At 56.5% G+C, this 13,087-nt stretch carries 9 protein-coding genes and 1 tRNA gene; 6 read left to right on the top strand and 4 right to left on the bottom strand.

Translation table 11 applies throughout. The features are described from left to right. Positions 1–30 precede the first annotated feature (30 nt). On the bottom strand, positions 31–1,047 hold the full coding sequence (locus STH12_RS00470; protein WP_126165736.1) for a LacI family DNA-binding transcriptional regulator: 1,017 nt from the start codon (positions 1,045–1,047) through the stop codon (positions 31–33). A 159-nt stretch (positions 1,048–1,206) separates the two neighbouring features. Between STH12_RS00470 and STH12_RS00465 the strand changes: the two genes are divergently transcribed. From STH12_RS00465 to STH12_RS00445, 5 genes are all read left to right on the top strand, one after another. Then, positions 1,207–3,561, top strand: coding sequence for a GH92 family glycosyl hydrolase (locus tag STH12_RS00465; protein ID WP_418856591.1), 2,355 nt, complete (start codon positions 1,207–1,209; stop codon positions 3,559–3,561). Positions 3,562–3,606: 45 nt separating this feature from the next. Beyond that, a complete protein-coding gene (locus STH12_RS00460) occupies positions 3,607–6,138 on the top strand; it encodes a GH92 family glycosyl hydrolase (protein ID WP_126165735.1) in 2,532 nt (843 codons plus the stop codon). Between the two features lie 3 nt (positions 6,139–6,141). Further along, positions 6,142–7,383 carry a sugar MFS transporter gene (locus STH12_RS00455; protein WP_126165734.1) on the top strand — a complete coding sequence of 414 codons (1,242 nt, stop codon included), beginning with the start codon at positions 6,142–6,144 and terminating at the stop codon, positions 7,381–7,383. After that, on the top strand, positions 7,380–8,354 hold the full coding sequence (locus STH12_RS00450) for a carbohydrate kinase family protein (protein ID WP_126165733.1): 975 nt from the start codon (positions 7,380–7,382) through the stop codon (positions 8,352–8,354). The genes STH12_RS00455 and STH12_RS00450 overlap by 4 nt, the downstream gene beginning before the upstream one ends. 75 nt (positions 8,355–8,429) lie before the next feature. Then, positions 8,430–9,599, top strand: coding sequence for an AGE family epimerase/isomerase (locus tag STH12_RS00445; RefSeq protein ID WP_126165732.1), 1,170 nt, complete (start codon positions 8,430–8,432; stop codon positions 9,597–9,599). Between the two features lie 388 nt (positions 9,600–9,987). On the opposite strand, the gene STH12_RS00440 is transcribed toward STH12_RS00445, so the two are convergent. Together STH12_RS00440 and STH12_RS00435 are read right to left on the bottom strand one after the other, a co-directional pair. Beyond that, positions 9,988–10,074 (bottom strand) — tRNA-Leu (locus tag STH12_RS00440). 138 nt (positions 10,075–10,212) lie between these two features. Beyond that, a complete protein-coding gene (locus STH12_RS00435) occupies positions 10,213–11,775 on the bottom strand; it encodes a bacteriohemerythrin (RefSeq protein WP_126165731.1) in 1,563 nt (520 codons plus the stop codon). Positions 11,776–12,016: 241 nt separating this feature from the next. On the opposite strand from STH12_RS00435, the gene STH12_RS00430 reads away from it, so the two are divergent. Next, positions 12,017–12,145: a DUF3149 domain-containing protein gene (locus STH12_RS00430; RefSeq protein WP_126165730.1), complete on the top strand. Its 129-nt coding sequence runs from the start codon at positions 12,017–12,019 to the stop codon at positions 12,143–12,145. 184 nt (positions 12,146–12,329) lie between these two features. Here STH12_RS00430 and STH12_RS00425 read toward each other — a convergent pair whose 3' ends face one another. Beyond that, entirely contained in the window at positions 12,330–12,950 is a 621-nt protein-coding gene (locus STH12_RS00425) for a superinfection exclusion B family protein (protein ID WP_126165729.1), read from the bottom strand. Positions 12,951–13,087 lie beyond the last annotated feature (137 nt).

Here is a 13,087-nt window from a genome sequence, read left to right as displayed (position 1 = left end):
GCACTTGGATTTAAGCCCCGGCCAGCTCAGTTACTTTTTCGGGCTTGAGCCGCGCACATTCAGCGCCACCGGCAGCCGCTGTAACCCGGGCACCTGCTGGCCGTGGCGGATATTGTCCAGCACGCTGCACACGGCGGCGCCTATGGCATCGGCATCAATGGCGATGCTGCTCAGGGCCGGCGTCATCAGTTTCGAGTCGTCCAAATCGTCAAAGCCGACAATGGCCATATCCTCACCGGGCTTAAGCCCCTGCTGACGCAGCTGCTCAATGGCGCCGTAGGCGACAATATCGGTAAAGCACACCAGCGCCTCGGGGCGTTGTGATGATGCAAGCAGCTCAGCCATGGCAAGGCGGCCACCATGACGATTGGTCAGTGCGGTTTCCCACACACCGGCGGGTTCGAGTCCGGCTTCTGCCAGCGCGGCCTTAAAGCCTGCCAAACGCTCACCATAGTCTGAAATACGCTGATTACCGCCAAAAAAGCCGATACGGGTATAGCCCTGGCTCAGCAGATGGCGGGTCGAGGCCAGCGTTCCGGCCTGGTTATCGGGCAGCACTGTGGGCACGCTCGCCCCCGCCACTTCCCGCATGATATGGATAACCGGCACTGTGGCGGCGAGCCTATCCACCCAGTCCGCATCTGTGCCGGGCGCAGGACAAATCACGAAGGCCGCCACATTGTATTCTTTGAGGCTTTGCACCAATTGGCTTTGGGTATCTTTGTCTTCACCCGAGTTCACCAACATGGAAAACAGCCCCATCCGGCGGATATTGGCTTCAAGCCCCACCGCCAGCTGCGCCGAGTAGGGGTTGGTCAGGTCGTTGATAACAATCGCCACCAGATTGGAACGTTTACCCCGAAGCGATGCCGCCTCACGGTTGTACACATAGCCCAGTTCGGCCATGGCCGCCTGCACCTTGTCACGGGTGGCAGGGTTGACCTTGTCACTGCCCTGCAGCACCAGAGATACCGTGGATTTGGAGATGCCCGCCGCCTTGGCCACATCAATTACAGTGACATTTTTTCTTGTGTGTTTTGCCTGCATGCCAGTTCCCTGAGTCTGGTCTGAAGAGTCGCCTGAGCGTGAAAAAGGATTGAATTATAACCAGTCAAAATTTATATTAACACAAATTGGAACGTTCCAAATATGTTTTATACATACTAACCCATTGCCTAAAAAAGAAAACAGCAAGGAGCCCTGCGGATGGGAATGTTAACAAAATGGTCGCTGCTGACCGGCGTAATGCTGGGCAGCCTTCAGGTGCAGGCCGGGGATCTGACCCAGTGGGTCGACCCCTTTATTGGCACCGGCGGTGATGGCCATACCTTTCCCGGCGCCGTGGTGCCCTTCGGCATGGTGCAGTTAAGCCCCGACACCGACAACCCGATGCGCGGCGTCTCGCCCCAAAGTGAAATCTACAAACGCTGCGCCGGTTACCACTATGACGACAGCACCATAGTCGGTTTCTCCCACACCCATTTCAGCGGCACCGGCCACTCGGATCTGGGCGATCTGCTCATCATGCCAATGACCGGCACGCCCAAAACCGAACCTGGCACGGCCGCCGACCCTGACAGCGGCTACCGCTCCCGCTTCAGTCACGACGATGAAGAAGCCTCACCCGGCTACTACAGAGTAAAACTCACCGATTATCAAATCGATGCTGAGCTTACTACCACAGCCCGCACCGGCATGCACAGGTACAGCTTTCCCAAAACCGACCAGGGCCATGTACTGATTGATTTGACCCACGGCATCTACAACTTCGCCAATAAGGTGATCTGGAGTGATGTGCGGGTGGTGGATGACAGCACCCTTATCGCCTCGCGCCGCTCCAACGGCTGGGCGCATGAACGCCCCATGTTCTTCGCCATCCGCTTCTCCCGCCCCTTCGACGATATTGAGCTGATAAACGAAGATAACGCCCGCTACCGCTGCATGGGTTGTCTCGATAACAAAAATGGCAAGCACTCCACCATAGTCAACAGCCGCATTCCTTTCACTGCAGGTAAGGCTGTTAAGGTGCTGGCCCGCTTCGATAATCCCCATCAGGCGCCGCTTTTGGTCAAGGTAGGCGTATCCGCGGTGGATAAAAGCAATGCGTTGGAAAACTTAAGCAGCGAGTTGCCCCACTGGGACTTTGATAAGGTACGCAGCGACGCCAAAGCCGCCTGGCAAACCGAGCTTGAGCGCATGGAGGCCAAGGGCGACAAGTCACAAAAACGCCAGTTCTACACCGCGCTTTATCATGCGCTGCAGGCGCCAAGCCTGTATCAGGACGTTAATGGCGAGTATCTGGGCGTCGATGGCGAAATCCATAAGGCCGACTTTACCCATTACACCCTGTTCTCGCTCTGGGACACCTACCGCGCCCTGCATCCACTGCTGACGCTGGTATCCCCCGAGCGCGTACCCGACATGATTAACTCCATGCTGGCCCACTATGACCAGAGCTATGACCGCATCCTGCCGATCTGGTCGTTCCACGGCCACGAGACCTGGACCATGATTGGCTACCATGCGGTGTCTGTGATTAGCGACGCCTGGCAAAAGGGCATTCGCGGCTTCGATGGCAAGCGGGCGCTGGATGCCATGACGGCCACCGCCAACCACCCCAATTACGATGCCATTCCCGAGTACCTGAAATACGGCTACGTGCCCATGGATGTGCTGCCCGAGTCTGTGTCCATCACGTTGGAATACGCCTACGATGACTTTGCCATCGCCCGTATGGCCGAAAGCATGGGCGAGACCACCATTGCCAAAAGCTTCGATAAGCGCGCCCAAAGCTGGCGCAATGTGTTTGATCCAGAAACCAAATTTGCCCGCGGCCGCGACAGCAAAGGCAACTGGGATAAAGACTTTGATGTGGAAGAAGCCAAGTACATGGGCCCCTTCACCGAGGGTAATAGCTTCCAGTACAGCTTCTACGTGCCCCACGATGTGGCAGGCCTAATCGACATCAAGGGTGGCGATGATGCCTTTATCGAGCGTTTGGATGAGCTTTTCACCCGCCCACTGCATGCCGACAAAATCAAGGAACACGAAGACATTGCCGGCCTGATTGGCCAGTACGCCCACGGCAATGAACCGAGCCACCATATCGCCTATTTGTACAACCACGCCGGCGCCCCCTGGATGACCCAGGCACGTATTCGTCAGATCATGGACACCCTCTCCAACGACACCCCATCGGGCCTCGCCGGTAACGATGATGTGGGCCAGATGTCGGCCTGGTATCTGTTCTCTGCCATGGGCTTTTACCCGGTTACCCCGGGCGACATGACCTATGTGATAGGTGCGCCGCAGCTGCCGGAAGTCACCCTCAAACTCAGTAACGGCAAGCGCTTTAAGGTTATCGCCAAGGGGCTTTCACAGGACAATTTGTACGTTGCCAGCGTGAACCTCAACGGCAAGCCGCTAAGCCAAAGCTATCTGCACCATAACGACATCATGGCAGGTGGTGAACTGGTGTTTGAGATGGCCGCAACGCCAAACAAAGCCTGGGGCAAAGCAATTGATGCGCGCCCCAAGGCGATGAGCCCTTACAAAAACTAAAAGCGTCCACCGTCAAAAGCGGGAAAGGACACACAAGGACTGACAATGCACACTTACCCTACCCTCATAGGCCTCGCCGTCACAGCCGCACTGGGCGCCATCGCGCTCAGTGGCTGCGGCAGCTATGACTCAGACACAAATCGCAGCCAGGGTGGCAGCATCGCCGCCAGCGAGGCGACCAAAGGCCCGAACTGGATTACCCAGCCGGTGGACTTTGTTAATCCGCTGATTGGCAGCCAGGGCGTCTTCAACCATCGTCAGGCGGCCAACGTGGCGGTAGGCGCCTCGCTGCCCTTTGGTATGTTCAATTTTGGCCCCGAGCACGCCTACACAGAGGCGCTGCTTAATGAAAGCGAAGGCTTAAAAAAGCGCGTACTGGAAGAGAAGGTGCGCATTCCCGTCTCCCCCGGCGGTTACAACTACGACGCCACCCGGGTTAAGGGATTCAGCTTCACCCGCCTGTCCGGCACCGGCTGCCTTGGCGCCTCGGGCGAAGTGCCTGTGCTGCCATTCCTGGAGCCCATCAGGCACTCACCCGACACAGACTTGATGGACGCCTACTACAGCGTGGGCTACAGCCATGCCAATGAAAGCGTGCGCCCCGGCAGCTACCGCCTCACGCTTGATAACGGTGTTGGTGTGAATTTAAGCGCCACTGAGCGCAGCGGCATCGCCGAGTTTGATTTCCCTAAAGATGCAGATGCCAAGCTGCTGTTCCGCACCGCCTACAACCAGCTTGGCAGCGAAAAAGCCAGCACCCGCTTTAATCCCGAAACCGGCGAAATCACAGGCTCAGTCACCAGTGGCAACTTCTGCGGCTATCTGGGCGAAGCCAACCGCTACAGCTATTACACCCTGCACTTTGTTGCCAAGCTGGACGTGCCCGTAATCGCCAGCGGTGGCTGGCAGGATGATAAGATGCTGCCGGGCGCCAGCTACAGCGAAGGCGGCACCGGCTACGGCCCCAAGGGCGTGCCTGAGCTTGGCAAGGGCTCTGGCCTGTGGCTTGAACTCGATACCGCCGCGAAGCAGAAGGTCACCATGAGGGTAGGTATCTCTTACGTGAGCGAGGCTAACGCCCGCCAAAACCTGATTGCCGAGCAGGCGCACAAAGACTTTGCCGCCATCGAAACCCAGGCCAATAGCCGCTGGAATGAGACCCTGGCCAAGGTCAAGGTTGCCGCCGACCCAGAGGCCGACAAAGACCGGCTCACCACCTTTTACACCGCACTTTACCATGCGCTGCACCACCCCAATCTTTTCAGTGACGTCAACGGCGAGTACACCGGCTTCGATGGCAAGGTGCATAAGCTGAGCGCAGGTCAAGCCGCGCAGTACGCCAACTATTCCCTCTGGGATGTGTACCGCTCGCAGTTGCAACTGATAAGCCTGATGGAGCCCAAAATCGCCTCCGACATGGCACAGTCGATGCTCAATCAAGCCAATCAATATGGCGGCGTGTGGGACAGATGGACCCACAACTCGGGCGCGACCTCGGTAATGTCAGGCGACCCCTCCACCATCGCCATCGCCAACTTTGTCGCCTTCGGCGCCGATGATTTTGCGGTGAAAGAGGCCTACGAGTCGCTTTACAAGGCCGCCACCGAGCCGACTCAGTTTGACCTTAGCGACACCGGCTGCCCTGTGTTCTGCCGTGGTCAGCGGCCTTCGCTGGATCAGTGGCTGTCGCTCAACTACATTTCCGACCAATCCAACGCCTGGGAAGGCGCCAGCGAAACCCTGGAGCAGGTGAGCGCCGACTTCGCCCTGTCGCAGCTTGCCGCGAGCCTTGGCCATGAGAGCCAGAGCAAGCAGCTGCTTAAGCGCGCAGACTACTGGAAAAACCTCTACAACCCCAAGGCCACCGCCGAGCTTGGCTACATTCAGGGCCGCAACAAAGACGGCAGCTGGAAGGCCGATTTCGACCCGGCGAGTCCGCATCTGTTTGTTGAGGGAAGCCCAGCCCAATACCTGTGGATGCTGCCCTTTGATGGCGCAGGTATGTCGGCGCTGCTTGGCGGCGACGCCGCCATGGAAGCAAGGCTCGATAGCCACTTTATCAAGCCAGACGGCAGCTATGTGCTGTTCCGCGATGATGCCTTTTTTGCCGATGTGAGTAATCAGCCCTCCATCAACAGCCCCTGGATGTATCTGCACACAGGCACCGCCCATAAAACCCAAAAGGTGGTGCGCGAGACCCTGAACACCCTGTGGCTGCCAACACCCAAGGGTATTCCGGGGCAGGATGATTTAGGGCAAATGTCGTCCTGGTATGTGTTCTCGGCGCTGGGGCTTTACCCCATGCTGCCGGGCCGCGCCGAGCTGGTACTGGCCGCCCCTGTGTTTGAAGCCACCGAGATAGGCAAGCTCAGCATCCGCGCCCCCGGCGCCAGCAACGACAACGTCTATATCGATGAAATAGTGCTTGATGGCAAACCCAGCCTGAAAAGCTATATTCCGGCCGATTACGTAGAGCGAAAAACCAGCCTGGAATTCAAGCTTTCAGACAAGCCGAATCCGGCCTTTGGCCAGGCCAAGACCGACCGTCCGCCTTCATTTTCACTGACAGGAAACTAAGCCATGGCCTTCGTTTCATCCACCTCATCCCACAGCGAAAGCGCCTTGCCAACCCAGAGCCATCAGCAGCTGCTGTTTGGCGCCATGACCAGTTTGTTTTTCATCTGGGGCTTTATCACGGCGTTGAACGATATTCTTATCCCGCATTTGAAAGGGATATTCGAGCTCAGCTACACCCAGGCGATGCTGGTGCAGTTCTGCTTCTTTGGCGCCTACTTTCTGGTATCACCACTGGCGGGGCTTATCATTGCCCGCATCGGCTACCTGCGGGGCATCATCTTTGGCCTGTGCACCATGGCTACGGGTTGCCTGCTGTTTTACCCGGCATCGAGCCTTGAAGAGTATGAGCTGTTTCTGCTGGCGCTGTTTGTGCTGGCCTCGGGCATCACCATTTTGCAGGTGTCGGCCAATCCCTTCGTGGCCCGCCTCGGCCCAGAGCGCACCGCCGCCAGCCGCCTGAATCTGGCCCAGGCGCTGAACTCCCTCGGCCATACGCTGGGGCCTCTGTTTGGCAGCCTGCTGATTTTCGGCGCTGCCGCGGGCACCCACGAAGCTGTGCAATTGCCCTATCTGCTGCTGGCCGCCGTGATTGGCATTATTGCGGTGGGCTTTATCTTCCTTGGCGACAAGGTCAAACACACGGATATGGGAGTGGACCATCGCCACGCAGGTTCGCTTCGAACCCATAAACGCCTGTTGCTGGGCGCGCTGGCGATATTCCTCTACGTGGGCGCAGAAGTATCGATTGGCAGCTTTTTGGTGAACTACTTTGCCGAGCCCAGCATTGGCGGTTTGGATGAAAAGAGCGCTGCAGATCTGGTGGCCTGGTACTGGGGCGGCGCCATGCTCGGTCGCTTTGCCGGAGCGGCCCTTACCCGCCGCTTTAACCCGGCCATGGTGCTGGCGGCCAATGCCGTGTTTGCCAACCTGCTGCTGATGCTCACCATCATCTCGACCGGCGAAATGGCCATGGTGGCCGTGCTGGCGGTGGGCTTTTTCAACTCCATCATGTTCCCCACCATCTTCACCCTGGCCATTGAAGGCCTGGGCGAGCTTACCAGCCGTGGCTCGGGGCTGCTGTGTCAGGCCATTGTGGGCGGCGCCATTCTGCCGGTTATCCAGGGTTTTGTGGCCGACAGTGTCGGCATCCAATTGAGCTTTATCGTACCAACACTTTGTTATCTCTATATTTGTTGGTATGCCTTTTTTGCCCGTCAGCGGCCACACGGAGAAACTGCGTCATGAGTAAAAGGGTGCTGTGCTTCGGTGAAGCCCTGATTGATTTTTTGTGTACCGGCAGCGATGAAGACGATGGCCTGATGTTGCCCTGCTTTCGCCAATACCCCGGCGGCGCCCCGGCCAATGCCGCTGTGGCGGTGGCCAAGCTCGGTGGCCATGCCCGCTTTGCCGGATTGGTTGGCAAAGATAAATTCGGCGACTTTCTTGCCAACTCGCTGGCGCGCTATGGCGTGGATATCAGCCTGCTTGGGCGCCACGTTTCTGCCCCCACCTCACTGGCATTTGTGCATTTGAACGATGAGGGCGACCGCAGCTTCAGCTTTTACCGTGATGGCGGCGCCGACACCCTGTTTGATGCCGCCGCAGTGGATAACAGCTGGTTTGACAACACCGCCGTCTTACACCTGTGCAGCAACACCCTGACCACGCCCCAAAGCGCAGAAGCCACCCTGTCGATAGCCGACAAAGCCATTGCCGCCGGGCTTTACGTGAGCGTGGATGTGAACCTGCGCCACAACTTATGGCAAGGGGGCAGCGCCTGCAAAGAGACAGTGATGGCGCTGGTTAGTCGGGCCCATGTGCTTAAGTTTGCCAGGGAAGAACTTGAGTATTTGGCAGACAGCACTCAGATCGACTTTATCCAAACCCTGCTCGACTCCGGCTGCAAGTTGCTGCTGGTTACTGATGGCGGCAATCCGGTGCGTGCCTTTTTCGGCAAACAAAGCCTCACCTTAGCAGCGCCCAAGGTGGATGTGGTGGACACCACCGCCGGCGGCGATGGTTTTATCGGCGGCCTCTTGTATCGCATCGCCCGCGATGGACTGGATAGCCTGCTCGAAACCGAAGCCACCCTCAAAGATGCCCTTGGTTTTGCCATTGGCTGTGGCGCCCTGGCAGTGAGCCGCCCCGGCGCCTTCCCGGCACTGCCGGGGCTCGCCGAGGCCGAGGCGTTTCACGCCTCAAAAAGCGGTGTCTGAGGCGCCACCGTTGACGATTATTGATCCCACAAGCCCTGCCTACGTTGCTGGCGGGGCCTGATTTCAAGGAACACTATGAACTTCTACAGCCGTGACTTTTTACTGTCCCATTCCCAAAGCATTCTGGACTTTTACGACCCGCGGGTACTGGATGCCAGCGGCGGTTATTTTCACAACTACTATGATGACGGCAGCCTGTTTGACCCGGGATTTCGCCAGCTGGTAAGCAGTTGCCGCATCATAGTGAATTACGCCCGCGCCGCCGAGGTGCTGGATAAACCTGAGTATCTGGCCCACGCCCGCCATGGTCTGCAATATCTGCTGGAGGTGCATCTGCAAGCGGATGAGCGCTTTGCCTGGACACTGAAAAACCATCAGCCCGAGGACATGACCCAGCAGGCCTATGGCTATGCCTTCGTACTGCTCGCCTTCGCCGCTTGCCGCAAGGCCGGGATTTTACCGGACAACGACAAGCTGCTGTGGATCTACCGCCTGCTCGAGCAGCGCTTCTGGCAACCTGAGTATGGTCTCTATGCCGATGAAATCAGTGCCGACGGCGTGCTGTCTGACTATCGCGGCCAGAATGCCAACATGCACCTGTGTGAAGCCATGATTGCCGCCTTTGAAGCCAGCGGCGAAGGCCGTTTTCTCGACCGAGCCATGGAGATTGCCGACAAGATTGCCAACCGTCAGGCGGCGCTCACCGGCGGCATCATCTGGGAACACTTTACCCCGGAATTCGCCATCGACTGGAACTACAACAAGGACGACCCCAAGAACCTCTACCGCCCCTGGGGCTTCCAGGGCGGCCACCAGACCGAGTGGGCCAAATTGCTGCTGTCACTCGCCCGCCACAGCCATCAATCCTGGCTGATAAGCCGAGCCAAAACCCTGTTCGACACAGCCTTTGACAAGAGCTGGGATAAAGAGCACGGCGGCATGGTGTATGGCTTCGGCCCGGATGGCGACTGGTGTGACGACGACAAGTACTTCTGGGTGCAGGCAGAGAGCTTTGCCGCAGCTGCCATGCTGTATCAGCAAACCGGCGAGCAAAAGTACCTCGATGCCTACAACGCCCTGTGGGACTACGCCTGGCAACATTTTGTCGACCATGAACACGGCGCCTGGTTCAGGGTGCTGTATCGCGATAACCGCAAGTATTCCAACGAGAAAAGCGCCGCCGGTGCCAAGTGTGACTACCACACTCTGGGCGCCTGCTTCGATACCCTGCGGGATCTTGAATAAACCGCAGCATCACTGACAAGCAAAGCCTAAGTATCGAAAAAAACAAGAACTTTAGCCCTGCATTACCGAGCCCAAGTTGAAGCGGCACCCCTCCCGCTTCTCTCTTTGCCGCCTCTTTTAACGAAGAGGCGGCTTTTTTATGTTGGGGCAAGAGAAACCAAGCCAGTGGCGCACCACACTAAAAAGACGCATCAACCGGACCAAGCCAAGTTACCGCGGTTATTATTGGCAAGAACCCTAAAAACAAAAAAGCCAGCTCAAGGCTGACTTTAAAGTTGGTACCAGAGGTCAGACCGACGGGGCTGGCCATCCAGCCGACACGCGGCGGGTCGGTTTGCTTTTCCGCGCCCAAAAAACAAAAAAGCCAGCTCAAGGCTGACTTTTAAGTTGGTACCAGAGGTCGGACTCGAACCGACACGCTTTTAAGGGCGGGGGATTTTGAATCCCCTGTGTCTACCAATTTCACCACTCTGGCATCATATTGTGTGGTCGTAACCGAATTCGGTCATCGACTCTGGGCATGGATTATACCTGTGCCCAATCACTTGGCAAGCCCTTTGCCCGAGTTTCAAAGACTCAGGTCATCAATCGCTTAAAAAACGCTCCAAGATACTCAGTCTGCCCCCATGCGAACCAAAAAGTCGCTGTAGGCCCGGTCGCTGCCCTGAATGTGGTCGAGCAGCCAGGCCTTGAGGAAGCCCATCAGCTCATCCGAGACGTCCTCGCCGCGGCCCACACGACGCTGGAACTCCAGTACCTGGGTCACCAGCTTATGGTGCTCGGCAATGTGCTCCTGGCTGTGGGGGTAGCCGAAGCGGGCAAACAGCTCTTCTTCATAGCTGAAGTGGTTGGCGGTGTAGTCCACCAGCCCCTGCACAATCCGTTTGATCACTTCGATACCGTAGCCTTCTTGCATGGCACGGTGCAACTCGTTAATCAGCGAGATAAGCCGTTGATGCTGGCGGTTAATTTCGGCCATGCCCACATCCAGCGCAGGCCCCCAACTGACAAAGCTTTTAATAGTGTCTTTACGGCTTCTGTCGATATGGAAACGATTGAGCAGCGAGCCAATTTCCTGCGACATATTAAACAGCTTCAGGCTGGCCAGGTTGTTGCGATTGGTGTTTTGGGCATTGTCGGCCGCCTGGCGCGAAATAGAAGAAATGGAGTCGTTGATAAGCTCAGCTACCTGCTGCTGATGCTCGGAGGCACTGGCTATCTGATGGCTCATTTGCGTGATTTCCGACACCTGCGACACTATCACCTCAAGGGCTTCGCTGGCTTCGGTAACCAGGGTGCGGGTTTCTTCGGCCAGACTCACCGACGCATGCATGACGCTGACACCTTCACGGCTGCCCGCCTGCAGGGTTTGAATTTGCTGCTGAATTTCCACCGTGGCTTCTGAGGTACGCTTGGCAAGGTTACGCACTTCGTCGGCCACCACCGCAAAGCCACGGCCATGCTCGCCGGCGCGGGCACTTTCAATGGCCGCATTCAGCGCCAGCAGATTGGTTTGTTCCGCTACCTGCGAAATGGTATCGATAATGCTGCTGATATTGGCGGCATCATGGGCCAGACGCTCAATCACCTGTTCGCTCTGGCTGATTTGTTCGGTCATGGCATTGATTCGGCCTACCGCCTCGGTTACCACCCTGCCGCCCTGCACGGCGCGGGATTTGGCTTCATCCACGGACGAGGCAACCCGGGCGGCATTGGCCGAGATGTCATGCACGGTATTGACCATTTGCGCCATGGAAGACGCTGCTTCTTCGGTGCGCTGCTCCTGAGAGGCCACACCTTTGGCCGCCACGTCACTGACCTGCTTCAAATCGGCAGCCACCAGATTCATCGATTCGCTGGTGTCCATCAGTGCTGAAACGGTACGGCCAACGTCTTCGGACATCCTCGCCAAGCCGCGCGCCACCAACTGGTATTGGCCCTGCTGCTCCACTGGGATGCTGCGGGTGAGATCGCCGTCCCCCAGATGTGATGCATCCTGTTCCAGCGCCGCCAGCAACTGACGACTCCGCCAAAGCCCACCGGCAGCCAGTAATCCGGCAACCACAATTAGCAAAGGCTCAAGCCAGAGTCCGTGCGCCAACAAAAGCAGAGTTGCTATAGCCAGCACAATGGCGGCAAAAAGATAAATGGCTTTGTGTTCAAGCAGTGCTGACATGCCTAATCCCTCAGAAATTTATACCCATAAAGAGGTATATGCTAATGAGTTTGGAATCCATCATCACGGCTAAGTATGGTTCAGGGTTCCAAAATTAAGCAAAACTTGATTCACATCAAATTATTAACACTTGTTTTTCAGCGATGTAATGAATCAGGGTGCTTTATTGATCGAGATCAGAAAAGCCTAAAGCGGCGGGGAGTAATTTAGCTGTGACTTCACAGGAAAGAGGATTTCAATCATGGCGTTTTGGCTTGATCTGATGTTTGGTAACCCGATTGGGTTACTCTCAATGATCGTTATCTTCACCACAATCGGAATCGTTTCCTACATCACGTGGATGCTGTTTGTGAAGTCTGCAAAGCCTTAGTTTTTGCTTTCAATGTTCTTAACTGTGCATGTTTCAAGAGTGAATTAGGGGGCCAGATGGCCCCCCTTTTTTGTGTCTGATTTTTGACGTTTGGCTGCGGCGCGCACAATGTCTGCACGCCTAAGCTGGACCAATCAAGCCGATGCGTGACTCAGCTTCATCGCCCAGGCATACCAGCGCTCGCTTACGCCGCCCGCTGTGGCGGTTTACGGTGTGAAACCACGCTGTTGGCAAACCCCGGACGCGCCTTGATAAGGTTTTGCATATCTTCCTGGCTAAGCTCGCCATTGGGCAGCCTGAGCACACTGCGGTTCAGATACACCCGCGCCAGCATGCTTATCTTGTAATCTGCGGTAGAGCCTTGAATAGCATAGTGTTTGATGTTTCCCAAACACTCGAGAATATTGGTATCGACCAAGCTGCGAACCGCCAGTTCATCCACCGGCAGGGTGAGAATGGTTTTGCCCTGCAGGAAGAATTCGCGCAGCAAGGCGCGCTCGGCCGGGTCCAGCAGCTGCACCTTGTGTTCAATGATTTCCTTTTTCCGCTTGGTACCTAAGTAGCCGATGGCCTCATCAAGCAGAAAGTTCGCCAGCAAGGCGACAAAAAAGGCAATGGAAACAATCAGTCCCAATCCCACAAACGCGGAATTGGTGGCAGCCCAGGCATCCAGATGCAGCAGTGCCAGCCAGTCAGCCGGTGCAAACTTCAGCGCGGCAGAGGCTATCAGCAACCACAACATGGCCCTGAATCCCCACTCTTTGGCCGATAACCCTTTTAGCGACTCCCAATTTGGCTTGTACATGGCAAACCCCGTCCGTCAGAAAATTGAACACAGACGCTAACAAGCAAATTGAATGCCACAGTGAAAATGCAAGATAAGTCCAGAAAATCTGTGTTTTTTTCGCATCCCAACTATGCTTATACATAATCAACGGCAGG

The sequence above is a fragment of the Shewanella khirikhana genome (assembly GCF_003957745.1).
GTDB lineage: Bacteria > Pseudomonadota > Gammaproteobacteria > Enterobacterales > Shewanellaceae > Shewanella > Shewanella khirikhana.
Note: the sequence above shows the minus strand (reverse complement) of the source record. Positions and strands in the feature narration are given on the sequence as shown.